Annotated in this window: 19 protein-coding genes; 13 read left to right on the plus strand and 6 right to left on the minus strand. The window is 69.9% G+C overall.

What is annotated here, in order from left to right:
• Nucleotides 1-7: 7 nt before the first annotated feature.
• A complete protein-coding gene (locus OV079_RS56565) occupies nucleotides 8-3,139 on the minus strand; it encodes a DEAD/DEAH box helicase (RefSeq protein WP_267774464.1) in 3,132 nt (1,043 codons plus the stop codon).
• Nucleotides 3,140-3,536: 397 nt separating this feature from the next.
• Here OV079_RS56565 and OV079_RS56570 point away from each other — a divergent pair, with 397 nt between their 5' ends.
• Nucleotides 3,537-4,742, plus strand: coding sequence for a class I SAM-dependent methyltransferase (locus OV079_RS56570; RefSeq protein WP_267774465.1), 1,206 nt, complete (start codon nucleotides 3,537-3,539; stop codon nucleotides 4,740-4,742).
• Between the two features lie 71 nt (nucleotides 4,743-4,813).
• On the opposite strand, the gene OV079_RS37835 is transcribed toward OV079_RS56570, so the two are convergent.
• Nucleotides 4,814-6,973 carry a PA0069 family radical SAM protein gene (locus tag OV079_RS37835; RefSeq protein ID WP_267774466.1) on the minus strand — a complete coding sequence of 720 codons (2,160 nt, stop codon included), beginning with the start codon at nucleotides 6,971-6,973 and terminating at the stop codon, nucleotides 4,814-4,816.
• 1,165 nt (nucleotides 6,974-8,138) lie between these two features.
• Between OV079_RS37835 and OV079_RS37840 the strand changes: the two genes are divergently transcribed.
• The 3 genes from OV079_RS37840 to OV079_RS37850 all read left to right on the plus strand — a co-directional run bounded on the left by OV079_RS37840 (nucleotide 8,139) and on the right by OV079_RS37850 (nucleotide 11,213).
• Nucleotides 8,139-8,987 carry a tetratricopeptide repeat protein gene (locus tag OV079_RS37840; RefSeq protein WP_267774467.1) on the plus strand — a complete coding sequence of 283 codons (849 nt, stop codon included), beginning with the start codon at nucleotides 8,139-8,141 and terminating at the stop codon, nucleotides 8,985-8,987.
• Nucleotides 8,988-9,074: 87 nt separating this feature from the next.
• Nucleotides 9,075-9,830 (plus strand): alpha/beta fold hydrolase, encoded by a 756-nt coding sequence (locus OV079_RS37845; RefSeq protein WP_143140464.1) that lies wholly within the window; start codon nucleotides 9,075-9,077, stop codon nucleotides 9,828-9,830.
• A 231-nt stretch (nucleotides 9,831-10,061) separates the two neighbouring features.
• On the plus strand, nucleotides 10,062-11,213 hold the full coding sequence (locus OV079_RS37850; protein WP_267774468.1) for a hypothetical protein: 1,152 nt from the start codon (nucleotides 10,062-10,064) through the stop codon (nucleotides 11,211-11,213).
• Between the two features lie 363 nt (nucleotides 11,214-11,576).
• Here OV079_RS37850 and OV079_RS37855 read toward each other — a convergent pair whose 3' ends face one another.
• The 3 genes from OV079_RS37855 to OV079_RS37865 all read right to left on the minus strand — a co-directional run bounded on the left by OV079_RS37855 (nucleotide 11,577) and on the right by OV079_RS37865 (nucleotide 15,016).
• Nucleotides 11,577-12,098 carry a hypothetical protein gene (locus OV079_RS37855; RefSeq protein ID WP_267774469.1) on the minus strand — a complete coding sequence of 174 codons (522 nt, stop codon included), beginning with the start codon at nucleotides 12,096-12,098 and terminating at the stop codon, nucleotides 11,577-11,579.
• 1,275 nt (nucleotides 12,099-13,373) lie between these two features.
• Nucleotides 13,374-13,709, minus strand: coding sequence for a ComEA family DNA-binding protein (locus tag OV079_RS37860; protein ID WP_267774470.1), 336 nt, complete (start codon nucleotides 13,707-13,709; stop codon nucleotides 13,374-13,376).
• A 695-nt stretch (nucleotides 13,710-14,404) separates the two neighbouring features.
• Nucleotides 14,405-15,016: a hypothetical protein gene (locus tag OV079_RS37865; RefSeq protein WP_267774471.1), complete on the minus strand. Its 612-nt coding sequence runs from the start codon at nucleotides 15,014-15,016 to the stop codon at nucleotides 14,405-14,407.
• Nucleotides 15,017-15,084: 68 nt separating this feature from the next.
• Here OV079_RS37865 and OV079_RS37870 point away from each other — a divergent pair, with 68 nt between their 5' ends.
• The 8 genes from OV079_RS37870 to OV079_RS37905 all read left to right on the plus strand — a co-directional run bounded on the left by OV079_RS37870 (nucleotide 15,085) and on the right by OV079_RS37905 (nucleotide 23,848).
• Nucleotides 15,085-15,783 (plus strand): hypothetical protein, encoded by a 699-nt coding sequence (locus OV079_RS37870; RefSeq protein ID WP_267774472.1) that lies wholly within the window; start codon nucleotides 15,085-15,087, stop codon nucleotides 15,781-15,783.
• Between the two features lie 34 nt (nucleotides 15,784-15,817).
• Nucleotides 15,818-16,651: a pyrroline-5-carboxylate reductase gene (proC, locus tag OV079_RS37875; RefSeq protein WP_267774473.1), complete on the plus strand. Its 834-nt coding sequence runs from the start codon at nucleotides 15,818-15,820 to the stop codon at nucleotides 16,649-16,651.
• Nucleotides 16,652-16,770: 119 nt separating this feature from the next.
• Entirely contained in the window at nucleotides 16,771-17,187 is a 417-nt protein-coding gene (locus tag OV079_RS37880; protein ID WP_267774474.1) for a hypothetical protein, read from the plus strand.
• Nucleotides 17,188-17,917: 730 nt separating this feature from the next.
• Complete coding sequence (ltrA, locus tag OV079_RS37885; protein ID WP_267778429.1) at nucleotides 17,918-19,267, plus strand: group II intron reverse transcriptase/maturase; 1,350 nt, start codon at nucleotides 17,918-17,920, stop codon at nucleotides 19,265-19,267.
• Nucleotides 19,268-19,383: 116 nt separating this feature from the next.
• The gene (locus OV079_RS37890) at nucleotides 19,384-21,759 is read left to right on the plus strand and encodes a TonB-dependent receptor (RefSeq protein ID WP_267774475.1); all 2,376 of its coding nucleotides are present in this window, start codon (nucleotides 19,384-19,386) and stop codon (nucleotides 21,757-21,759) included.
• A gap of 134 nt (nucleotides 21,760-21,893) precedes the next feature.
• Nucleotides 21,894-22,274: a helix-turn-helix domain-containing protein gene (locus OV079_RS37895; protein WP_096328995.1), complete on the plus strand. Its 381-nt coding sequence runs from the start codon at nucleotides 21,894-21,896 to the stop codon at nucleotides 22,272-22,274.
• A gap of 411 nt (nucleotides 22,275-22,685) precedes the next feature.
• On the plus strand, nucleotides 22,686-23,093 hold the full coding sequence (locus OV079_RS37900) for a S41 family peptidase (protein ID WP_267774476.1): 408 nt from the start codon (nucleotides 22,686-22,688) through the stop codon (nucleotides 23,091-23,093).
• 26 nt (nucleotides 23,094-23,119) lie between these two features.
• On the plus strand, nucleotides 23,120-23,848 hold the full coding sequence (locus OV079_RS37905) for a S41 family peptidase (RefSeq protein WP_267774478.1): 729 nt from the start codon (nucleotides 23,120-23,122) through the stop codon (nucleotides 23,846-23,848).
• Nucleotides 23,849-24,010: 162 nt separating this feature from the next.
• Here OV079_RS37905 and OV079_RS37910 read toward each other — a convergent pair whose 3' ends face one another.
• On the minus strand, nucleotides 24,011-24,280 hold the full coding sequence (locus OV079_RS37910) for a hypothetical protein (protein ID WP_267774479.1): 270 nt from the start codon (nucleotides 24,278-24,280) through the stop codon (nucleotides 24,011-24,013).
• Between the two features lie 355 nt (nucleotides 24,281-24,635).
• Here OV079_RS37910 and OV079_RS37915 point away from each other — a divergent pair, with 355 nt between their 5' ends.
• Nucleotides 24,636-25,343, plus strand: coding sequence for a Crp/Fnr family transcriptional regulator (locus tag OV079_RS37915; RefSeq protein ID WP_096328992.1), 708 nt, complete (start codon nucleotides 24,636-24,638; stop codon nucleotides 25,341-25,343).
• Nucleotides 25,344-25,345: the final 2 nt, after the last annotated feature.

Genomic DNA, 25,345 nt, shown 5'->3' on the forward strand with positions numbered 1-25,345 from the left:
GGTGTCCTCACTGATCCCAGGTCGCCGCGGCGCTCGGGGTCTCGAGCAGCGCCTCGACGTCTTCCATGGTGAGCTTCTTGCCGGCCGACACGTCGCGGCCGAGCGCGCTCTCGGCGACCTCGCGCTTGCGGGCGCCGAGCTCGACCATCTTCTGCTCGACGGTGTCCTCGCAGACGAGACGGTAGACCATGACGGGCTTGTCCTGACCGATGCGGTGGGCGCGGTCGGTGGCCTGGTCTTCGACGGCGGGGTTCCACCACGGGTCGAAGTGGACGACGGTGTCCGCTTCGGTGAGCGTGAGGCCGGAGCCGCCGGCCTTGAGGGAGATGAGGAACACCGGCGGGCCGGACTTGTTCTGGAACTGCTGGACCAGCTCCTCGCGGTTCTTGGTGCCGCCGTGCAGCCAGAGGTAGGGGATCTTCAGCTCGGTGAGGGCGTCGCCGAGCAGCTTCTGCATCTCGACGAACTGCGAGAACACCAGGACCTTGCGGCCGGAGCCGACGCAGTCGGCCATGAGCTCCTTGAAGGCGTCGAGCTTGGCCGAGGGCGGCAGGGTCGACGCGTCGGGCAGGCCGAGCAGGCGCGGGTCGCAGCAGACCTGGCGCAGGCGCGTGAGCGCGGCGAGGATCGTCATCTGCGACTTCTCGAGGCCGACCTCCTCGATGCGGCCCTTGATCTCGTCCTTCGCGGTCTTGAGGATCCGGTTGTAGAGGCCGAGCTGGCTGCGGCCGAACTGCACGAACAGCGTCTGCTCGGTCTTCGGCGGCAGCTCCTGCGCCACGTCCTCCTTCTTGCGGCGCATGACGAACGGCCGGATGCGCGCGCGCAGGGCCTCGAGCGTCTTGGTGTCGTTCTCCTCGATCGGCCGGACGTAGTTCTTCTGGAAGTCGGACAGCTTGCCGAGGAAGTTGGGCGCGAGGAAGTCGAAGATGGCCCAGAGGTCGGCGAGGTGGTTCTCGACCGGGGTGCCGGACAGCGCGAGGCGGTGGTCGGCGGTCAGCTGCTTGGCGCTCTTGGCGGTGGTGGTGGCCCAGTTCTTGATGTACTGCGCCTCGTCGAGGATCGCGTAGCGCCAGCGGATCTTGCTCAGCTCGTCGATGTCGCGGCGCAAGATCGCGTAGGTCGTGACGACGATGTCGGCCTTCTTGAGCATGCGCCGGTTCTCGGCCCGCTCCGCGCCGTGCCAGGTGGTCAGCACGAGGCTCGGGGCCCACTTCTTGACCTCCTGCTTCCACACGCTGAGCACCGAGGTCGGGCAGACGATCAGCGTCGGCTGGTCGCCCTCTTCCTCCTTGGCCTTGGTCAAGAGCGCCAGCGCCTGGACCGTCTTGCCGAGGCCCATGTCGTCGGCCAGGATGCCGGTCATCTGGTTCTCGTGGAGCTGCCACAACCACGCGAAGCCGGAGCGCTGGTACTCGCGCAGCTTGGCGGTGAGCGACTTGGCCCGCTTGGGCGCCTTGGCCGAGCGCTCGCCGGTCATGTTCTCCATCAGGCGCTTGACCTCCTTGGCGACGTCGGCCGAGGGCACGGCGCCGAGCAGGCGGGTCAAGGTGCCGAGCTCGAGCGTGCTGATCTCGGCGTGGCCCTTCTTGTCGAACTCGATCGCGCCGGCGGCCTCGGCGATGGGCTGGAGGATCTGCGGGTCGAGCTTGGCGACCGAGCCGTCGGCCAGGGTGATCCACCGCCGGCCCTCGTGCAGCCAGCGCAGCAGGTCGCGGAAGGAGATCAGGTCCTCCTCGCCCTCGACGTCGACGATCGCGTCGAGGTCGAGCACGCTGCCCTCCTTGCTGCGCACGGCCAGCCGCGGGGTCGGCGACTTGCTGCGCACGCGCGGCAGCTGCGGGACCCGCTTCTCCCAGGTCTCGGGCAAGAGCGGGATGCCGACGATCGTAAACTCGACGGCGGCGTCGCCGGTGGCGATGAAGCCGTCGGCGTCGGGGTTGTACTTGAGGCCCAGGTCGGTCAGCGTCTTGCGCGCGACGGCCTCGCCCTCGAGGTCGCGGTAGAAGCTGAGCGGCTGGTCGCCGAGGTTGATGGTGTAGCGCGCCGACTCGGGCTCGCTGCCGGTGACGCCGATGGTGACGTTGCCGTAGCGGGCCGCCAGGCCGACCTTGATCTGCGCGGCGTCGCCCTCGACGGTGGCGATGATGGCGTCGATCTTGCGCGAGTCGGAGGCGAGCGCGAACAGGTCTTGATGCGGGACGCCGACGGTCTTGAGCGACTCGCTGAGGGCGTCCATCGCCTGCGCGCTGACGCGGGCGTCCATGACGATGCGCGGCTGCTTGGCGACCGCCTCGAGCACCCACGGCGGGGTGTCGGGGACGAGGAAGACCTCGGCGGTCTCGGGCAGGAGGTACCAGGTCGGCGCGCCGACGATGATGCGACCGGCCGGCACCTCGAGGTCGCGGCCGGTGCTGCGCTGCTCGAGGAAGGCGTGCAGGACGACGCTGTTGTCGCCGGGGCGCGGCTCGGCGCGCACGCGCAGGGTCAGCGGCTCGGCGGCGAACTGCAGCTTGCCGACGCCCTTGAGGCTGACGGTGCTGCCGACGCGGGCGAAGTAGAGGAGGCCCGAGAGCGCCATGTCGTCGATGACGTGGCCGCCGTCGTCGGCGTCGTCGACCTCCTGCGAGAGGTAGTGGTGGATGACGCGGTCGGCCGGGCTCATGCCCTCGTAGCGCCGCCGGCTGACCACCGGGGTGCCGCCGCCGCGGAAGGCCATGACGTGCCAGTTGCCGCGCCGCGCCTCGATCGTGTAGCGCTGCGCGTTGGCGCCGGTGCCCGCGACGTCGGCGGTCCACGGGTTCTGCGTCAGCGTGATCTCGCCGCCGGCCTGGTACTGTTTGCGCAGCGCGAGCCCCAGCGCGACCGCGTGGTGGCAGATCTTCTCCCAGCCGTCGGTGTACGTCGGGCAGTCGCACGTCGCCTCGATGGCGCCCGACTCCAACAGTTTGATGGTGGTCGCGTGCGGCTGCGGATGCGACCCCTTGACCTTGCCTTTGAGACAGTTGCCGGCGAACACGATGTCGCTGACGGCCTTGGCCTCGAACAGCTCGACGCCGGCGGCGTACGCCTTCTTGCTGGCGATCTTCGCCAGCGACTCCGGCTCGAACAGGGGGAGGAACGCTTCGAGTGTGGACACGCAGATCCTGGGACGATGACGGGCCAGACACGGTCGGCCACGCCTCGGTAGCCGGACCCGCGCGGCGACCCGCGGAAGAGTCGCCGAGAGCTCCAACAAGCACATGGGCCCGACGGCGACCGCGGCGAGTACACGCCAGGTCGGCGGAGGGTCCGCAGGTGCTTAACACGGGCCGTTTCGTGGGTCCACCCCCAATCTCGCATTCGGGCGCATTTGCTCGGCTGCTCGCGGCCGATCCACCGTGAGGGCGGTGTCCAGCGCGCATTCAGGGGCCGCTCCAGGGGCGTTTGGCGGGGGTCACCGTCGTGCGTGGACTGACGCGGGCGCAGGCGACGTCGACGGCGCTGCCAAGGAGCTGAATTGCGCGCCAGGCGCCCCGCTGTTATCCCTCCGCGCCGTGCAGGGCGAGAACCTCTTTAATCCCTCGGACCCGGGCGTGCGCCTGCTCGCCCAAGCCGTGCAAGACCTGCCGCCGCAAGCGCTGGCGCTGGTGTACGGCGGACCGCTGCCCGGCCTGCGCCAGGGCGCCACGCGCTGGGCCATCGATGTCCGCGAGCAGTCTGCGGAAGAACCCGCGGCGCTCGTGGCTCCGTGGGCAGTCGACACCACCCCGCGCTTCCGCGCCGCCGCGGTGTGGCCGCGCGCGCACCTCGGCAAGGACTTCTCCGAGGCCTGCCTGGCCCTCGCTGCCTCGGTCCTGCTGCCCGGCGGACGCCTGCTGTGCGCCGTCCGCAAAGACAAGGGCGCGCCCTCGCTGGCCCGCACGATCGCCGCGCTGCTCGGCTCGTGCGAGACGGTCGAGCGCGACCGCGGCTACCACCTGCTGGCCGCCGAGAAGACCGACCGCTTCGACGCGAAGGCGGCCGCCGAGCTGCTCGCGGTGCGCTACGAGATCGCCGAACCACTGCTCGGCGAGGTGCCGCTGCTGTCGGCGCCCGGGGTGTTCTGCCGCAAGCACCTCGACGACGGCACGCGCGCGCTGCTGACGGCGCTGGCCGCGGCCGAGCTGCCGACGCCGCGCCGCGTGATCGACCTCGGGGCGGGCATCGGACCGCTGGCGCTGTGGGCGGCGAAGAGATGGCCGAAAGGACATGTGATGGCGGTCGAGAGCAACGTGATCGCCGCGAGCCTGGTGCGCGAGAACGCGGCCCGCCTCGGCTGCGAGCGCGTCGAGGCGCTGCTGTCCGACGGGCTGCCCGCGGCCCACCCGTGGCGCGGGACGGTCGAGCTGGCGCTGGTCAACCCGCCGACGCACGCGCCCCCGGAGGCGTTCGCGGCGCTGGTCAAGCCGCTGCCCCACTGGCTGCGCGAGGGCGGAGAGGCATGGTTCGTGGTCAATCGCTCGGGTCGCCTGACGCAGGTGCTGAAGGACATGCGCGCGCAGATCGAGACGCTCGAGGCGCCCGGCTTCTGGATCGTGCGCGCGCTGGAGCTGAAGCTGAAGCGACCTGGCGCTCGGGACAGGTGGATCGAGGCGATCCACATGTTTTCGGGACAGGGCGTTGAGCAGTCGCCGGCGAAGAACGAGCTGCAGCGGCCTGGCGCTTGGGACATGTGCGACGAGGAGCATTCGTTGTCGCCGAAGAGCGAGTCGGGGCGCTGAAGCCGAGTTGACCTGGCGCGCGGGACACGTGCCGTGGGACCGACCTGCGCTCCGCGGCAGGCCGTAAAGAGTCAGTCGTCGCCGAACAGGGAGCGCTGCTGCGGCCTGGCCTTGGGGGCAGGTTCGGCGCGCATCGTCGCCTGGGCGGGCATGCGCGGCGGATCGGTGTTGAAGCCGAGGCGGCGGGCGTGCAGCTCGAACAGCTGCTCGATGGCCTGCCAGCGCGGGCCCTCGCCCTCCATGCGCCGGCCGAACTGGGCGTTGTTGAGGGCGCCGCGGCGGACGTCGCGGATGGCGGAGAGGACATGGGCGTGGCGCAGCGGCTCGGCCTCCTTGAGGCGGCCCTCGAACACCGGCAAGACCTCGGCCGGGAGGCGCAGCAGGGTGAGGAAGGCGTTCTGCGCCCCGCACTCGCGGGCGCGCGCGAGGATCTGGGGGATCTGGCTGTCGTTGAGGCCGGGGATCACGGGCGCCACCGCGACGCCGGTGCGGATCCCCGCGGCGCTCAGGGTAGCGAGCGCCTGGAACCGCTTCGACGGCCGCGCGACCGAGGGCTCGATCCGCCGGGCCATGGCGTCGTCGATGAAGGGGATGCTGATCGTGACCGAGGCCCCGGCGCGGCGGTTCAGCTCGGCCAGCAGATCGACGTCGCGGGCGACCAGCGGGCCCTTGGTGATGATGCCGACCGGATTGGCGAACTCGAGGCACGCCTCCAGGCAGCCGCGCGTGAGGCCATAGTGGGCCTCGAGCGGCTGGTAGCAGTCGGTGACGCCGCTGAAGGCGAGGAGCTCGCGGGTCCACTTGGGGCGGGCGAGGAACTGCCGCAGCAGGGCGGGGGCGTTGACCTTGGCGACGATCTTGCGCTCGAAGTCGGTGCCGGCGCCCCAGCCGAGGTACTGATGCGTCGGCCGGGCGTAGCAATAGGCGCAGCCGTGGTAGCAGCCGCGGTACGGATTGACGCTGTAGCGAAACGGGATGTCGGGGCTGTCGTTGGTGCTGACGACGCTGCGCGCGTCCTCCTCGAACACCTCGAGGCCGGCCGGCGGCGGCTCGCCGAAGTACTCGACGTGGGTCGACAGCCACGGGTTCGGCGGGTTGTCGATGGGGCGCGGCATGAGCGGCGAGCGTAGCAGGCGCGCGAGGGGGTGGCAGCGGCGTGCGCTGCGGAGAGGGATACAGGCCAAGATGCGGGCGGCGGGGAGGCCGCCCGCGGGTCGGAGGGGGCGAGGAGAGAGAAATGGCGTCGGGCCGATCTGCCGGGTCCGTGAGGCGGTGATGCCGAATGAGACAGGGACCTCGGGCTCAGTATGGTGAATCGGACATGCTCCGTCGGACAGGTTTTTGGGGAAGCATGACATGGCGAACGAGACATGCTCAAACGGACATGTCATGAGCAATTCGTCATGGCGAATGGGACATGTTTTAAAGATCATGTCGATGCGACGCGTGGCATGGCGAAGGAGGCCTGCTCCAAAGATCATGGTTCCTGCGACGTTGGCATGGCGAAGGGGACGCGTTCCCTCGCGGTCACCAGGGAGAGTGACCGTCGAGCGGACATGCTCCACCGGACATGTCGTGCATAAAATGGGCGGCTCATGAGCTGGCGAGGACCAGCCGCGCCAGCTCCTCGGCAGGTGCGAGAGGCCGAGGTCGCCGAGCACGCTGAGCTTGCCCTGATGGTGCCAGTAGAGCAGCGGCGAGACCGGGCCGGGGAGGGTGCGATAGGCGTCGCGCGCCCAGCCGGCCATGAAGCGGAGGGTGTCGCCGAGGTTGAGCGGCGCGGCCTCGGGCTCGGCGCACCAGAACTGCCGCAGGCCCCAGGCGACCAGCGAACGCCGCAGCCGTCGCGCGCCCGGGGCGATGAACAGGGCGGTGCCGCGAGCCGGGAACGCGACGACGGTGCCCACGGGACCCGGCGGCTGTCCGAGCAGCGCCTCGAGCTCGAGCACCGCGGCGGTGGTGTCGACCCGACCTGGCCCTCCGAGCATGTACGCATGGACACCCGGCGCGGGAGCGGCGAGCGCGAACTCGAGGCGCTCGCTGCAGGTGCCGAGGCGCGCGCGATGGAACAAGCCGGCCGGGCCGAGCCCGGTGGCCGCGAGCTCGCGGCGGTCGGGGATCTCGATGCGGCCGTCCGGAACGGCGCAGGCGACGAGCTCGCACAGACCCGGAGCGAGCTCGCGGGCGAGCGCGCCGGGGTGGCGGCCGCACTCGCCGGAATGGACGAGCAAGGACCGGAGCGCCGGCGCTGCGCAGTCGCGGGTGACGGACCGATGCTGCGTGGAGGCGACGATGGACGTCCTCGTGCCGGTCCGATGGGCGGCGCTCGGCGGGGGCGGGCGCAGCTCGGCCGCGGGCGCGGAAACTCGAGCAGGCGGGCGCGAGTTCGCGGCGGGCGACCTCGGCGGTCGCGCTGTCGCGGCGGGTGATTGAGGAGCGGCGGAGAGAGACGATCTCGCAGGCGGTGATTCGGCGGGCGGCTGAGGAGCGGTGGCGAGGGGCGACCTCGGAGGTCGCGGCTTTGCGGCCAGTGATCGGGGAGCGGTGGCGAGGGGCGACTTCGGAGGTGACTCGGCGGCGGGTGACTGGGGAACGGTGGCGAGAGAGACGGGCGGCCTCGGCGGTCGCGCCTTGGCGGCGGGTGATTGAAAAGCGGCGGAGAGAGACGACTTCGGAGGTGATGACTCGGCGGGTGACTGGGGCGCCGTGACGAGAGGTGACTTCGCAGGTGACTCGGCGACGGGTGACCGGGTCGCCGTGACGAGGGGCGACTTCGCAGGTGACTCGGCGGCGGGTGACGGGGGAGCGACGAAGGGCGACCTCGGAGGTCGTGGCTTCGCCGGTGCCGCCTGGGCGCCCGTGACCCGAGCGCGTGCGGACGACGCTCGCGGGCTCGTGCCGCTCGTCGCCTTCGAGATCTGCGGGGAGCTCTCGGCGGGAGCAGGCGAGGGCGAGGCTCGTCGGTTCGCGCGGGTGGTCGAGGAGCTCGCGGGAGCTTGCGAGGTCGTCATGCTTCGGCGGGCGAGCGCAGGGGCGGAGGCGAGGGCGGTGGTGCCGGCGGCGGGCAGGCGGGCCCGGAGGGAGCGAGCTGCGAGCGGTCGCGCGAGGTCGGGCAAGCGGACGGGTGCGGACGATCTCGGCGCGCGAGCAGCCCGGGCGCCCGGGGCTCGCGCATTCACCGATGCGGGCGGAGGGACGACTGCGAGCAGGGCGGGGCCGGCGGCGAGTGCGGGTGCGCGGGCCGAGAGCTGCGCCGCTCGGCGAGGTCGTGAGGCAAAATCAGGCGGGACGTGCGACATGGTCCCCCTGAGGTCGATGCGAGCCGGCCTTCTTTTGCACGGCGAGCAAAAATCCGCACGCTCCCGCCAGGCGGTCGCGTCGCGCTATGGTGAAGAGGTGCGCGACGCGTGGACCCTGCTGCCGACCCTCGTGCTGCTCCCCGGCTGCTCCGGCGAGGTCACGGCGCTGGCGGCCCTCGTGTTCAGCATGTCGTTCGGCGCGTGGCTGGTCGGGCGCGACCGGCGACGACGCGCGATGCTCGAGGCGGAGGTGCTGCGCCGCGCGATCGCGACCGGACGCCACCGAGAGATCGAGCAACACCTGCGGCGCGAGCTCGCGCTGGCGGCCGCGGGCGAGGCGGTGAGCGTCGAGCGCCAGTGGCTGGCTCGCGCGCAGCTCGGCGGGCTGCTGGTGGCGGAGTGGCGGCTCGAGGAGGCCGGCGCGCTCTACGACGAGCAGTCGACCAAGCTGTCGCCGCACCTGCACGCGCTCGCGGCCTTCGGTCGGCACGAGATCGCCTGCCTCGCCGAGCCGGCCTCGGCCGAGCGACTGGCGAGGATCCGCGGCGACCGCGACGCCTGCCTCCGCTTCGTCCCGCCGGCCTACCAGCCGACCGTGGCCCAGGCCTGGAACGCGCTCGAGGGCCTCTGCCTGGCGCGCATGGGTCGCGCACGCGAGGCGGCCGCGCTGCTCGAGCACGGGCTCGAGTCGCTCGGCTACAACCCGGCGCGCGTGGTCTACCTGTTCCACCTCGGGCAGGCGTACGAGCAGATCGGCGAGCGCCGGCATGCCGTCGCGCGCTACGAGCAGGCGATGCAGTCGTTCCCCGGCACGCGCCTGGCCAGCGAGGCACGCGCCCGCTGCCTCGCGCTCGGGACCGGCGGTCGCGACGAGCTGTTCCGCGGCATGCTGCCCGAGTCGCCGACGCCCGCGCTGGCCCTGTCGCGCTCCGATCGCACGCGCTGACCCCCGGCCTCCGGACACGTGTACGACCTCCGCGTGCGGCGCCGAGTCTTGCGACCCGGCCCCCTCGTGCTGCTAAGGTAGGAAGCAGTGGCGAAGCGACAGCGAGGGATGATCCAGCACGCGACGGAGACGATCAGCCACGGCTTCGGCTACGCCCGTCACCTCCTGCGCGGCAATCGTGTCGCCGGAGACATGTCCTGGGTCGAACCCGGCAGCCGGCCGGTGGTGCTGGTGCACGGCTTCCTCGGCACGCGCGGGACGATGTTGCCGCTGACCCGGCGGCTGCAGTCGGACGGCAAGGTGGTGTTCAGCTACCACCACGGGATGCTGCAGCTCGGCTCGCTGAGTCGCTCGGCCGAGGAGCTGGCGGTCAAGCTGCGCGGGCTGACGGAGAGCCTCGAGATCGATCGGGTCGACGTGGTCGGCTTCAGCATGGGCGGGCTCGTGGCGCTGCACGCGGTGAAGTTCCTGCAAGCGCACCGGCACGTGCGGCGGTTGGCGCTGATGGGCACGCCGCTCGGCGGGACGTGGATGTCGCTCGCGGGCATGGCGACCGTCGGGCTCGTCAGCGCCTCGGTGTGGCAGGTCCGACCGGGCAGCCGGTTCATCAAGGAGCTGCGCGCCGCTCCGCTGCCGGCGGGCGTGCGGCTGCGGCAGATCCACGCCGACGCCGACGCGCTGTGCCCCGACCCCGGGCCGATCGAGGGCGTCGACCGCGAGCACGACTACGTCGTGTTACCGGGCGGTCATTCTTCGCTGGTCATCGCGCAGCCGTTCTATGCCGCCGTCCGCGAGTTCCTCGACGAACCAGACGAGCCGGCGCGCGCGGTCCTGTCGCGCTGACGCGTCGCTGGCCGGCGAGCCGCCGGGCGCAAAGGCCATGTCGCCGGGGTCAGGCGAGATCGAGAACTGCGATTTGCCGGTTTACCGACGAGCGTGAAGTGCGCACTGGAGAGTGTGCGAAATCGCGCTTGGGCTGGGGCTTGAAGACGGCAGCAGTTTTGCCGCGCGCGACGCGATCTGCGTATAGTAGAGGTCATGCGTCGCTCGGTTCTTGCTGTCGCTTGTGTTTTTGTGTTGACGCCCCAGCTCGCCCTCGCAAACCCCTATGCGCGCGCGAGCTCGGTGTGGGCGCAGGCGGCAGCGACACAGCCCGCGACGACCACGACGACCACGACGACCACGACGACCACGCAGGAGACGACGACGACGCAGCCTGCGGGCGAGCAGTGGCAGCCGACCAGCTCGAAGGCGCCGAAGAGCAACGAGCTCGAGGAGACGCCGCAGCCGGAGCCGGCGCCCGAGGTGAAGCCGGAGCCGACGCCCGAGCCGGAGCCGCCGCCGCCCGAGCCGGAGAAGCCGAAGTGGACGCGGCACGGCTTCGGTATCCGCGGCGGCATCTCGATCATCCCGACCTGGGCGGTCCGCGGCTACGTGCAGAGCCTGACGAACGCGCTGTGCCGCGGTGACTCGATCCCCGGCGGCAAGTTCGGCGCCGGCCTGTCCCGCGTCGACGGCTGCAACTTCTACATCGGCGGCGAGTACATCTACCGCTTCTCCAAGAACTTCGACATCGTCCCCGCCGTCGCCTACCACCGCCTCAAGGCGCCCGACGGCCTGTGGCTCGACGACAGCGAGCGCGACGAGAACGGCCCAAAACTCGGGGCCGCCGACTACACGCAGGTCAACTTCAGCTTCGTCGCCCTGCAGGTCGACTTCATCGGCCGCGGGACGGTCGTCGAGACGCCCGACTTCGCGTTCCAGCTCGGCGGCGGCGGCGGTCTCGGCCTCGGCATCATCACCGGCAAGGGCCTGTGGCAGACGCCGCTCGGCAGCCCGGCCGCCGGCTCGACCGACGGCAACCCGCAGGCGACCTGCAACTCGATCTCGGACTACTCCGACTTCACCAAGTGCACGCCGCACTGGTCGCCCGATCCCGACAACCCGGGTGCGCCGCCGCCGGCCGCGGGCAGCCTGCAGCTCGACGACCAGCCCGGAGGGAACCCCGGCCGCTTCGCCAAGTGCAACAAGGACGGCTGCAACGAGGCCGACCTCAACGCGCTCGGCCGCGCGAAGGGCATCAACCTGCCGGTCATCCCGATCGTCAACCTGCTGCTCACCGCCCGCTTCCTCATCAAGGACACGTTCGGCATCAACCTCACCGGCGGCTGGAACACCGGCTTCTACTTCGGCGGCAGCCTGCAGTACTTCTTCGGCTCGAAGTGATTGGGCTGCGGGAAGTGCTCGCAGGGGCACGTCCTTTGGGGCATGTCCTTCGGGACATGTCCATCGCGCCGTGTCCTGATGGGGAAATGAGGAGCATGCCCTTTGGGGCATGGACATCGATGTATGGCCTGCGGAACATGTCCATCGCGCCATGTCCTGATGGGGAATGAGAAGCATGCCTCTGGGGCATGAGTGTCGGGAGGTATGACCTTCGGGACATGTCCATCGCGCCATGTCCTGATGGAGGCATGAACACCGAGGCATGTCGTCCTGCGGGACATGGTGTCGGCGCCACCTCCCGTGGCTCGCGTCCGACGCGACGGAGGGTTGAACCTCCGCCGTTCGCGGTGTTCTCGCTGCTCTTCAGCGACAGAGTTCGCCGCGTGGCGCGAGGCCGGCGCCGTCGAGCGTGAATTGCGGAGGAATGGCCGCCTCGGCGGGCGCGGGCGGGGTCGCGGCGGGTGTGTCCCCGGGGACAGGTGGCGGGCTGGCGTCGCCGTCGCCGCCGTCGCCGTCCGACGGGGGGCTGGCGGTGTCCTCGTCCTCCCAGCCGGCGTCGTCGTCGCTCGCAGTGGCGGAGCTGTCTCCGAGCGCCGGATCGACGGTCTGGGCGCCGTACGTGATGATGACGAGGTCCTGTCGGCGCGAGCTGGGGCCGGCGAGGCGAGTGCGGCGTGGCAACACCGTGCCGTCGACCGGGTGCAGCTCCTCGTGCAGGAGTGACCACATGCGCGCGAGCTCGCCGTCCGATCGGCGCTGCCACAAGGTGCCGCCGGCGGGCCACCACACGCCGTCGACGAAGGCGAAGCGCAGCTCCTGTTCGTAGCCGGGGGCGCGCAGGCGCAGCACCTCGTGACCGTGGCGTGGATCCCAGGACTGCGCCACGACCTCGTAGGGGAGCGAGCACCGGCGCTCCGCCGAGCACCAGCGAGACCAGCTCGCGCGCGGCGAAGGGCACCCCGAGCAGCCGCTGGATCGCGCAGTCGGCCGGCGGCCCGGCGAAGAAGCCGGTGGGCAGGTTGTCGGCGGCGACGTTGCGCAGGGTGTAGCCGCGCTCGTTGAAGGCGAGGGACACGAACTCGTGGCCGGCGATCTGGATCTGCCCGGAGAAGCGACCTGGCATTTGGGCCAGGAACATCAGGTTGCCGCTCGGGGCGCGACCGATCCGGATCTTGGCGACCGGGACCTGCAAGGCGGAGATCTTCGGCGCCGCTGCGCCCAGCAACGCTTGGGGTTCGGGCGCCTGACCGGTCGCGTAGGGCGGGAGGATCTCGGGCGGACGACACCCTGCCGCGGCAGCGGCGAGAAGCGCGGCGAAGACAGGAGCGAGGAGACGCGAACGCACGCCCCGGAACCTTAACCCGTCCCGGCACGACATGCACGCGGCCGCCGAGAGGCGCGCGAGCCCGGCGAAGGGGCGGAACTCGCGGGCGCGAGGTCGCAGGGCGATCGGACGCGGAGACCGAGAGGCGGAGGGCGAGTAGGGTGGTCGGAAGGAGGAGTCGCGTGAGAAGGAGACACGGAGGCCGCGCGAGGGATGGTGCTCGGAGTCAGGCGAGGATCGCGTGAGAGCGAGGTATGGAGGCTGCGAGACGGAAGCGCTCGAAGTCAGGCGAGGATTGCGTGAGAAGGAGACATGGAGGCTGCGAGAGGGGTGATGCTCGGAGTCAGGCGAGGAATGCATGAGAGCGAGGAATGGAGGCTGGGAGACGGAAGCGCTCGAAGTCAGGCGAGGCTTGGGAGAGAGCGAGACATGGAGGCTGCGAGACGGATGGCGCTCGGAGTCAGGCGAGGCTTGGGTGAGAGCGAGACATGAGGCTGCGAGACGGATGCGCTCGGAGTCAGGCGAAGAGCTCGGAGGACCGCGAACCGGCGGCTTTATCGTCGGTGGGAGGTGAAGGAGGGACGCTCGCCGAGCGCTGCGCGCCGGTCGCGGTCTCCCGAGGCGAGAGGAAGGAATGTCCGTCGAGACGAACCGGGTGAACGAGTCTGGCTTTTAGAGCATGTATTATCGAGCAGGAACCGGCCGAGGCACGGGCACGGACGCGACGAGCGTCATCGCCATGGAGGAGTGCAGACCGTCGCGATGAACGGGGCCACGGAGTTTCCCTCGCCCGTCGCGCCCGTGCCCGTGCCCCGGCTGGTCGGAGCGCGCGGACTTCAGGGCTTGGTCGCCAACTCGTCCTTCGGGACTTCGCGCAGGGTGGTCTCGCCCTTGAGCACGAGATACTGCTTGAGCTTGGCGTAGGTCTTGGGCCCGATGCCCTTGATCCGGACGAGGTGGCCCGTCTCCTGGAACGGCTTGCTGGCGCGGTAGTCGACGATCTTCTTGGCCATGGCCGGGCCGATGCCCGGCAACAGCTCGAGCTGCTCGACGGTGGCGGTGTTGAGGTTGACCTGACCCTCGAGCGTGGGCGCCGCGAAGGCCGGCGTGGCGGCGAGCAGCGTGGCGGTGAGTGCGGACAGGGACAGGAAATTGCGGATCTGCTTGAACATGGTGTCTCCGTTCGGCGTTGCGCCGACGCAGGACCTTGAGCAAGCCGAACGCCGCGACGTGGATCGAAGCATTTCAAGCGTTTGGCAGCGTGGCGCCGGGGCCAGGTGGCCAGCCGGCGGGACGCCCTGTCAGCCCGCTGGACAGCAGGGGGCGGAGCAGCGGAGCGGCCCGCGAAAGGGCGATGCGACCGGGCAGCCTACCGGGTAGCAGGGGCGAGGAAGCCGGGCAGCAGCGGCGATGCAGCGGGGCGGCAGTGGCGATGCGACCGGGCGGCCTACCGGGTAGCAGGGGCGATGCAGCCGGGTAGCAGGGCGATGTAGCCGGGCAGCAGGGGCGATGCGACCGGGCAGCAGGGGCGATGCGACCGGGCAGCAGGGGCGATGCGACCGGGCAGCAGGGGCGGTGCGACCGGGCAGCCGTTGGACTGCAGGAGTGATACTCCGCGCAGCCCATCGATCCACCTCGGCGTGACCCGCATCGCCCCGCGGGAGAAGGCCGCGCAGATCGAATCAAGGCCGGGTCGCCGAACAGCATATCGACCTCACTACCGGACATGACCCAAAGAACATGTCCATCGCACCAAGCGACCGGCTTGCTCGCTTCGCAAGATGTCCCTACGGACATGTCGCCAACGACAGCTCAGTCCGTGCTCTTCAGCCCTCACGCCCGCGCGCGAGCGGGCAGCGCCAAAATGTTACTCGCCGGCCTTCGGCTCGACGGGCATGCAGATCTTCTCGATCGGCAGCGACTCGGGGTTGGTCGGCGAGAACGCGACGTAGACGCCGTTGCTGCCGGTCTCGCGGCACTCGTAGCCGTCGCGGCAGCCGCGGTCGCTGTTGCATTCCTTGCGGCAGGAGATCCGCGCGCTCAGGAGGTCGGCGCACAGGCCTTCGGGCAGGCACAGCTCCTGGTCGGTGCAGCGGTTGTAGATCGTCGGGTCGTCGAGCTCGCGGCACTTGTACTGCGGGTCGTCGGGCGACAGCTTGTCGCCCGGGTCGACGGGGCGGCGATCTTCACAGTCGGGATCGCACGCGACGCTCAGGAACTCCGTGTTGAAGACCTGAATGCAGGCGCCTTCTTTTGGGCACGAGCCGGGTGTGCAGCCCTCGATCGTGCATTCGCCCTTGCCGTTGGGGTCGGGGTTGCCGTTGCTGTCGATGAGGTACGAGAGGTCGCAGATTCGCTCGCCGCGGAAGCTGCAGTCGGTGCTCACCCGGCACGCGCTGCCGATCTTTCGCTGACAGGCGCCGAGCGCGATGACTTGCGCGAGCAGCGCAACGACGATCAGGAGGCGGCTGGAGGCCATAGGCGCGCGCGGAGCATACACGGCCCTCTACTTGGGTCACGCCGCGATCCGTGGCACCCTCGTAGGCCGTGCATCCGACCCTCGACGAGCTGCTGGTCCAGTTCCGCGGGCTCCTCGACGCCCACCGCGCCGGGACGGCACCGACCCGCGCCGGCGAAGGCAACCTCCGTTGCGACGGCTGCCTCGATTGCAACCGCTGCCGCTTCTGCGTCCAGTGCGTCCGCTGCAACGACTGCAGCAACTGCGAGCTGTGCCACGACTGCCGCGCCTGCACCCGCTCGCGCATGAGCCGCTCGTGCGTCCGCTCGGGTCACCTCGAATTCTGCGAAGGTTGTGAGGATTCGCAGTACCTCGTGCTCTGCGTCGACTGCACCGGCTGCACGCAGTGCTTCGCCTGCGTCGGCCTGAAAAACGAAGAGTTCTGCGTGCTCAATCAGCGCTACTCGCGCAAGGACTACTTCCCGGCCGTGCAGGCGCTCAAGCGGCGGCTCGAGGAGGCGATCGCCGGCGGCAGCCTGTTGACGGAGATCGCCGCGATCGGTCGCGGCGCCTGGCCGCCTCGCGGGTTCGACATCCCGAGAGAATTCACGGCGGCGATCTCCGCGCCCATGGAGGCCGCGGCCCCGCTCGAGCCGGCCGTGGTCGCGGCCGACGACGACGTCGATCCATGGGTCGACGAGGCCGCGCCGAGCCGCGAGCCGGGCGAGGCCGTCGATCGTGAGCCCGTCGCAGTGTCGTGGGTGTACCAGCCCGCTCGCCCGTTTTGAGGCGCGAGCCCGCGGCCTGTGGTAAGCGCCGGCCATGCTGCTGGCAGGGCGCACTCTGGCGATCATCGGTTGCGGGACCATGGGCGAGGCGATCGTCGCCGGCCTGCTGCGCGCGGGGCTGCTCGCGCCGACCCAGATCGTGGCGACCACGCGCCGTCACGAGGCCGCCGAGGCCGTCCGCCAGCGCCACGGCGTCCGGATCGCCACCGACAACCTCCAGGCGATCGCCGAGGCCGACGCGGTGCTGATCGCGGTCAAGCCCCAGCGCGTCAGCAAGGTGCTCCACGAGGAGGGGGTCCGCGCCGCGCTGGTCGACAAGCCGGTCATCAGCATCGCGGCCGGCGTCACGCTCGCCCAGTTGCAGGGCTGGTTACCCGAGAGCCCTGTCATTCGGGCCATGCCCAATACGCCATGTCTCATCGGACAGGGGATGACGGTGCTCGCGCGCGGCCAGCGAGCCGGCGACGCCGAGGTCGCGCTGGCGAAGAAGTTGTTCGACACCGTGGGCCTGTGCCTCGAGGTCGAGGACAAGCTGATGGACGCGGTGACCAGCCTCGGCGCCAGCGGCCCGGCGTTCGTCTACGTGATGATCGAGGCGATGGCCGACGGCGGGGTGATGATGGGCCTGCCCCGCCCGGTGGCGCTGCAGATGGCCGCGCAGGTGTTCCAGGGCGCGGCGCGCATGGTGCTGTCGACCGGCTTCCACCCGGCAGCCCTGAAGGATCAGGTCACCACGCCCGCCGGCTGCACCATCGCCGGCATCCTGACCATGGAGGACGGCCGGATCCGCTCCGTCCTGGCGCGCACGATCCAGGAGGCCGCCAAGGTCGCCAGCGAGCTCGGCCGCGACAGCTCGGCCGAGAAGTGACGGCGCGGCGGTCCGCGCGGCTCGCAGGCGCGGGGCACCGCCGGTCGAAGACTTGCCTCGAGAGCGCGCGGGCTCGAAGATCGCGCGCGCGCGCCCGGGCAGGCCGCGCGCCCGGCCTCATGCGCACCCTGCTCAGCCTCGTGTTCCTGATCGCGATCCTGTGGGCGAGCTGCACGGTCAAGCTCGGCGCCTACACGCTCTCGGAGCACGTCGACCGGATCGGTGAGACGCCGCAGGCGAAGGAGCTGCTCGACGGGACGCGCGGGCGGATCTCGCCGATGCTCGAGGACATGAAGCAGCGGATCTTCGGCGAGTACGTCGAGGCGCCCACGCGCGCGACGAACTCGAAGGAGCCGCCGGGCGAGCGCCGTCGATCGCTGCCCCGGCCGTCGCAAGCCGCCGTCCGCTCGGCTCCGCCCGCCGAGACGAGAACCGCCGAGGCGCGGGCTCCGGCGCCGAGCCGCGGACCGTCGAGCGCGGACGATGCCCGCCTGCCCGGCGCGCGCCGAGCGGCGCTCCGCCGCGGCGAGCCATGAACGGCATGGACATGCCTTAAAAGACATGTCTTCGTTGCGATGATCGAAGGGACGACGCGGGAGCCAGGCCGGGAGCGCGTCTCGCGGGCCCGCGGCGCCCCGTCGCCGGTCACCGGAGGAAGGCCGGCCTCGCGCGCATTCGCGACCTCGACGCGGCGGACCTTCGATATCCTGGCCGCGTGGTGCGTCCTGAAGACGAGGGCGAGCAGGACCCCGAAGGGGCGGCTCGGCCGCGTCATGCTGCACCGTTCCAGCGGGTGAGAGTCCCGCCCGGGTAGGCGCCGGAGCGCCCGGTAGCAGGCCCCAGGCGCGAGGAGAGATTCTCGCGGCCCGAGCGGGGCGTCAAAAGCCTCTACGGAGGGAGCAAGAACGCGGGCCGCAACATGAAGTGAAGCCTGCAGCCTCGACAGAGAAACAATGGAGGAGCCGAGCCGCTCATGTCACGGCGAAGGCCACGTCCACCGCGCAGTCATCCGGATCAGAAAGCGCGGTGGGTCCTCCCGGGGTACGGGGCGCAGCACGCGTTCAAGGAGCGATGCGGAACAGGAGAGGCCCGTCTGCACGGCCCGTGTCGGGGCGAGGCGACTCGTATAAGCCGAAGGCGAAGTCGAGCGCTGTGCAGCGGGAGTCCGAGGGGGTCGTAGTACCGGCGATGGCGGCGCAGAACAACGCCGCCGGAGGGAAGGGCCCCTGGGGTGGTCGTGTCGGAGAAGAAGGTAAGCGCGAGGGCATGGCCTGCAGGACAGGTCCCAACAACCCCACGCGGCGCAGGCCGCGTGACAAAGTGCGAGAACTTCGACGCCGACTGTGGGCCGCGGCCAAGCGGCATCCGGGTCGCCGCTTCCATGCGCTGTACGACCGCATCTTCAGGCGTGACGTCCTGAGGGAAGCATGGAGGCGGGTGAAGAGGAACAGGGGCTCGGCGGGCGTCGACAGACAGACGCTGGCCGAGGTGGAGGAGTACGGCGTCGATCGCTTCCTCGAAGAGATCGCCGACGAACTCAAGGGCGGGACGTACCGGCCGAGCGCGGTCATGCGGCGGTACATCCCGAAGGCGGACGGGAAGAAGCGGCCGCTGGGGATCCCGACAGTCCGGGACCGAGTGGTGCAGATGGCGGCGAAGCTGGTGCTGGAGCCGATATTCGAGGCGGACTTCCTTCCGTGCTCGTACGGCTTCCGGCCGAAGCGCAGTGCGACGCAGGCGCTCGAGCGCTTGCGCGTGCTGGGAGCGCGCGGTGGGAACCACGTGCTCGACGCCGACATCCGCGACTACTTCGGCAGCATCGATCACGAGCGACTGATGAAGCTCGTGGCGATGCGAATCTCGGATCGCAGGGTCCTCAAGCTGGTGCGGCAGTGGCTCGAAGCCGGTGTGATGGAGGACAGCGAAGTGACGGCGATGCTCTCGGGGACACCCCAGGGCGGCGTCATCTCACCGCTGCTGTCGAACATCTACCTCGGCGTCCTCGACAAGCTGTGGCAGCGACGACACGCCCACCTGGGCGAGCTCGTGCGCTACTGCGACGACTTCGTGATCCTGTGCAGGACCGCGAAGGCGTGCGAGGAGGCCGAGGTCAGGGTCCGCGAGATCCTGCGACGGCTCAAGCTGGAGCTGCATCCCGAAAAGACGAGGCGCGTCGAGCTGAGCCGGGGACGGCAAGGCTTCGACTTCCTCGGCTGTCACCTGCGCAAGCGCATGTCCGGGCCGATCTGGGAGAAGGAGCATCGCAGGGTGTACTTCCTCCAGCGCTGGCCTTCGCAGCGCAGCATGACGCGGGTTCGGCACCGCGTGAAGGAGCTAACTGGCTCGAACCGCAACGGGGTCAAAGATGTCCGGGTGCTCATCCGCGACATCAACCCCGTGCTGCACGGCTGGGGTAACTACTTCCGCACCGGGAACGCCGCCGCGAAATTCAATCAGATCGACACGTACGTATGGCGCCGGCTCACGCACTTCATGGTGCGGCGCCATGGCCGACACCTGCGAGCCAACGACGTCGAAGGTTGGACAAGCGACTTCTTCCATGACCACGGGCTCCACCGACTACGTGGGACCGTGCAGTACCCGGAGGCCGCGTAATGCGACGGCCCGAGAGACCACCGGTAAGCCGTGTGCGGGAAATTCGCATGCACGGTTTGAACGGGGGTCTTGCCCAACTTCTCCGCCTCATGCGGAAAGGAAAGTAGGATCTACCAATGGTGCTCGCCCTCCTCTTTGCGCTCGCGCTGACCTCGGCGCCGACGAGCGCGCCTGGCGGGCCGGCCGCGAGTGAGACGACCGCTGCGACGCCCACGACCCCGGCGAGCCCGCTCGGACGAGCGCGGCTGCGCGGACGCGTGATGGTCTACGGCAGCCGCGATCCGGTCGCCGGCGCCCGCCTGCTCGGCGACGACAACTCGACCGAGACCGACAAGACCGGCCACTTCGAGCTGTGGCTGCCGCCCGGGGAGCACGAGCTGCTGATCCGCGCGGCTGGCTTTCAGGACCTGTCCGTAAGTATCAAGCTCGAAGACCGGCAGGACCTGGTCTACGAGTACCGCCTCGCGCCCGACGTCGCGGGCAACAAGTTCCGCACGGTCGTCCGGCAGCAACGCGAGGTCGCGGTGTCGAGCACGACGCTGCGCGACGAGGAGATCCGCGCGATCCCGGGGACCTTCGGCGACCCGTTCCGGGTGGTCGGCAGCCTGCCCGGCGTGTCGCAGCTCGCGGGCTTCCTGCCGTACGTGGTGGTCCGCGGCGCCGCGCCCGGCAACACCGGCTACTACCTCGACGGCGTGCGCGTGCCGATCCTGTTCCACGTCGCGCTCGGGCCGTCGGTCATCCACCCCTACTTCATCGACCAGGTCGACTTCTACGCCAGCGGCGCCCCGGTGCGGCTCGGACGCTACGCCAGCGGCATCATCGAGGGCCGCACGCGCGCGGCCCGGCGCGACCGCGCCTACGGCGAGTTCGACGTCCGCCTCACCGACGCCGGCGGCCTGGTCGAGATCCCGCTCAACTACAAGTATGATCGAGCATGTCTCGCAGAACAGCGCCAAAAGGCCAGGTCTAAAAAGACAGGTCGCGTCAAGCGCGAGGCGTGCCGGCGCGGACCGGCGCGCGGCTCGCTGACGTTCGCGGGCCGCTACAGCTACACCGCCGGCGTGCTGACGCTGGTGCAGGCCAACCTCAAGCTGCGCTTCTGGGACTACCAGGCCCGCTTCGACCACGCGCTCGGCAAGCGCGCGACCTACACCGCGTTCGCGCTCGGCAGCTTCGACGAGCTGGGCGAGAAGTCGAACCCGACCCCGTTCGTGCGCTTCGAGTTCTACCGGCTGGTGCAGAAGATCCGCCATGGATTGCCGCGGGGCGGCGTCGCCACCTACAGCCTCGGCCTCGGCCTCGACCGCACCGGCCTGTCGCGCACGCGCAGCAACGAGTGGCTCGTCGCGCCGCGCGTCGACGTGCGCGTGCCGGTCGGCGAGAGCGGCAACGCGGAGTTCGGGGCCGGCATCGATCAGGAGGTGCAGATCTTCCGCGGCGCGACGGCGGCGACGGCGAGCGAGGGGTGGAAGCTCGAGAGCCTGACGCAGCTGTTCAGCGACCGCGTGGTCTCGGCCACCGGGATGTACGCCGAGCTGCTGTGGCGCAAGGGTCGGTTCGACATCCGCCCCGGCGTGCGCGCCGACCTCTACGCCCAGGTCGGTCACTCGCCGGTGCTGCCGCAGGCGCGCACCGTCACGCACGCGTTCGGCATCGACCCGCGGATCCTCGTGCGCGAGAAGGTCGGCGAGCGCTGGACCCTGCGCCAGAACGTCGGCGTGTATCACCAGCCGCCGAGCTTCCCCGTGCCGCTGCCGGGGCTCGAGAGCTTCGGCTTCGAGCGCGGCCTGCAGCGCAACATCCAGGGCAGCGTCGGCTACGAGCTGGTGCTCGGCAACAAGCTGGCGATCACGCAGGACGTGTACCTCGGCCGGCTGACGAACTTGCAGGACTACGACCTCGCGTCGCTGTCTTCGGGCAAGCTGCAGGAGATCGACGACCTCGTGATCTCGGCCAAGGGTTGGTCGTACGGGCTCGAGACGATGGCGCGCCTGCTGCCCGGTCAGCGCGCCTACGGGTGGGCCGCGTACACGCTGTCGCGCTCGACCCGCGAGTACGAGTACGGCGGACGCGCCGCTTCGAACTGGGATCAGCGTCACATCGTCAACGTCGTGCTCGGCTATCGCATCAGCGATCGCTGGAGCTTCGGCGGTCGCCTGCACTTTCATTCAGGTCGCCCGTACACCGTCCAAATCGGCGATCAGACGGCTTCTGAGGCGCTCCTGTACAACCGCAACAACCGTCGCTTGCCCGCTTACTTTCAGCTCGATCTGCGCGCCGAACGAACCTGGCGCTTCCGCGCGTGGAGCCTGCACTTCGTCGCAGACCTGCTCAACTCCACGTATTCGAGCGAAGTGATCGCGTGCGTGCTCCAAGGAAATTCGGACGTCGCATCATCCGGTGCAGGCTCGATCGTCAGCGACACGGCTTGCGGCTCGCGTGGCTTAAGATACATTTTGCCCTCTCTAGGCCTTCGTGGGGTGTTCTAGGCGGGGGCCAACAAGCCCCGAAGGACAAGTCCCATGGGACATGCCCGTGTGAGCATCCGCAACGGAGGACGGTTCGAAGCACCAAGTAACTTGTGTCATGATGGGGCTCGGGACATCCGACCGAGGAGCTCAAGATGAACGAAGTTGCACAGGAAATCGGACGACGGATCAGGCTGTGGCGCACCGCGACTCCGCCGCCCAAGACCCGCCGCAAGCGTGAGGGCGAGACCGGCTGGCGGCCGCACCTGACGATCGAAGAGCTGGCCAAACAGACAGGTCTGACGGTCACCACGGTCAACAAGCTCGAGCTCGGCTACAAGGCTCCGCGTATCGAGTCGCTCCTGCTCCTCGCCCAGGCGTTCGGCTGCGAGCCGACCGACCTGCTGCCCAAGACCAAGGCGAAGAGCGGTCCCAAGGGCGAGCTTCTCGACGAGCTTCACGCGGTCGCCGCCCAGTTGTCGCCCAAGCAGATCCGCGACCTCGTCAAGGTCGCTCGTACGCTCGAAGGCGGCTGAGTCCCACCAGGCCCGATCGGCCGGTCGGTCCAGGCCGCGGGCCGCGTCGCAAGTTGGCAACGGTAGCCAAGCGCCGTTGCCATTTTTCTTGGGTCCCCCGCTCCCGGTTACCCTCCCGTCCCCGTAGCTCCTCGTCATCCCGCTGGCCCGCGACGTGCAAGACGGTCGGCACCATGCGCCTCCGTTCTCGCCCAGCCCTCTTTACCCGCGTATTCGTCGATGCTGTCACCACCCGCCCGCTGCTCCACGACTTGCTGGAGCAGCGCCGCGCGGCCGGACCCGTGACGCGCGAGCCCGCAGCGCCTGTCACCGCTCCGGCGGCCCTGCCGCACGCCGCATGACAGGTGCCGCCGCGCGCGAGGTCGGGAACCAACCTGGACCCTCGGGCGTCTTTCCGCCACGATGAACCCCGTGTCTCGCTGGCGCTCGCTTCTGGCCTTCTCGCTCGGCGCTGCGGCGATGTGGTGCGTGCAGTCGGGGCTCCCCGACGCGCAGGCAGGCAACAACCTCGGCACCGACGCCTACGGCAAGGCGCTCCGCACCGTCCTCGATCGCTATGTCGACCCGGTCGAGCCGAGCCGCGTACTGGCAGAGTCGCTGAAGCGGATCGTCAGCGGCCTCGATCGTCACAGTCACTATCTCACCGCCGACGAGCGCGCGCTGCTCAAGCAGCGCAGCCGCGGCGGGACGACCGGGATGATCGTCGAGTTCCAGCGCGCCGAGGCCGGCTCGCGCAAACCGGCGCGACTCGAGGTATCGGCGGTGCTGCCCGGCTCACCGGCCGAGAAGGTCGGTCTGCAGCCCGGCGACTCCATTTAAGAATCCGCGATCAGGACGTCGCCTTCATGCTTTCGCGGGCCGAGGTCGACGTGCTGCTGCTCGGCGGCGACGGTGAGACCATCGATCTCACCGTGCAGCGACGCAACGATCCCGGCCCCACCGCGCAACGCCTGGTGCTCTCGGGTCAGTCGCTCCCGGTCGTCAGCGGCGCGCTCGTCGAGCACGCCGGCCGCAAGTTCGCCCACGTGCGGATCCGTGCCTTCCGCGCCGGCGTGGCCGACAGCGTGCGCAACTCCTTGAAGGAGCTGCGTCGCTCCGCCGGCGCGGCGGGCCTCGGCGGCGTGGTGCTCGACGTGCGCGGCAATCCGGGCGGTGATGTCGGCGAGGCGGTGCTGATCGCCGACACGTTCGTCGGCGAGGGCGTACTCGTGCGGACGCGCGGACGGGGCGGGCAGATCCTCCGCGAGGAGCGAGCGACGCAGGCGGCCACCGACGACGCGACGAAGGTCGTGGTGCTGCAAGATCACCGTTCGGCCTCGGCCTCGGAGCTGCTGGCGATCGCGCTGCAGGATCACGGGCGCGCGAAGGTGGTCGGCGAGCGCAGCTACGGCAAGGGCACGGTGCAGGACGTCATCGGCCTCGACGACGGCTCGGTGCTGACGCTGACGATCGCGCGCTACTTCTCGCCGAAGGATCGCCTGATCGACGGGCTCGGCGTCGAGCCGGACGTCGCGGTCGCCGACATGGCGACGCAACCAGAGGCTGCGCTGCGCGCGGCGCTCACGGCCCTGTAAGTTGGACCAGTTCGATGGGACAGGGTCTTTCGACCCTGTCGTAAGAGACATGTACTAAGGGGAAGTCGATTCCGCGGTCGGGAACCCCTCGCGCCGGCCGCCGAACCGCGGGGCGCGAGCACGCGGGCGCGAGCGAGGGGTGGAGGCCACCCGGCCGCCCGGCTAGCTGAGGAGGATCCGCTTGGCGGCGTTGGCGCTGGTGGCCAGCTCGCGCTCGCGCGAGCCGAACTTGCCGCCGAGGCAGGCGACGTAGAGGGTCTCGCCGAGGACCTCGATCGTCTTGACGCTGAGGCCGCGCTCCTGGCCGTCGCGCTTGACGGTGGCGCGCGCGCGGCCGCGACCGACGAGCGGGGCGACGGCGGCGAGCATGGTCAGGTCGAGATCGGTCGTGCTCTGGGAGACGACGAAGCCGCTCTCGTCGGCGATGACCACGAGGTCGAGCTCGCCGCGGCTGACCGCGCCGTCGAACGCCGCGATCAGCGCGGACTTGGTGTCCTGGAAGCGGTTACGGCGCCGCTCGTAGAGAGGCTTGCCGGGCCGCGGGAGGGGGGCAGGCGAAGGGGGCGCTTCTCGATCTGCTGGGTTTCCATGGGTGGCTCCGTTCTCTGGCGCGGGGTGGTAAGTTGGCGCGAGTGTATGTCCTACATGTGGGCCATCCAAAAGATCGGCGAAGCCGGGTCCTGCGCCGTTCGGCGGGAGTTGCGCAAAACCGCTGACGGCCCCGGATGAACTCACTTCAGACCAAATGAGAGACTCATCATGAGCGCAAAACGGCTACACTTGCGCCATGCCGATCGAGGGCGCGGAAGTCGAACAAGTCCGCCAGGCGCTGCTGCGATACGCCGGCTGGGACCAGGTTCCAGAGGAGACGATGACCGAGCTATGTCTCGGCGCGAACCTCGTCGAGGTGAAGCGCAAACGCTCAGTCTTTCGCCGGGGTGAGCCAGGTCCCGGTCTGTTCGTGGTGAAGTCGGGCGAATTCAAGCTGAGCCTCATCTCCTCCGAGGGCCGCGAGCAGATCCTGTACCTCGCGGAGCCCGGGAAGCTGATCGGCGAGGGCTTCCTGCCGCGCGACGTCCAGTGCGCAGCCTCGGCCTTCGCCATGCTCGACTCGGAGGCGTGGCAGTTCGAGACGGACCCGGTGATCAACCTTATAGGGCGTTCTCAGCCGCTGGCGTTCGCGCTGATGCGGCACATGGCGTTCCGCGCCAACCGCCTGATCGACCTCGTGCTCGACCTGTCCCTTCGGTCAGTCGAGCGCCGACTCGCGTCGTTCCTGCTGTCGCTGGCGATGCGCGCCGGGGCCGAGCCGGGCAAGCCGTGCGTGATCCCGCGGCAGCTCGACATGAACACCGTTGCGGCCCGTCTGGGCACCGTTCGGGAGGAGATCTCGCGGGCCCTCAACCGCATGCAGCGCGAGGGCATCCTGAGCCTCAGCCGCCAGGAGATCGTGGTCCTCGATCTCAACGCGCTCGAGCGCGTGACCTACGAGTGAGC

This window comes from Nannocystis pusilla (assembly GCF_026626665.1).
GTDB lineage: Bacteria > Myxococcota_A > Polyangia > Nannocystales > Nannocystaceae > Nannocystis > Nannocystis pusilla.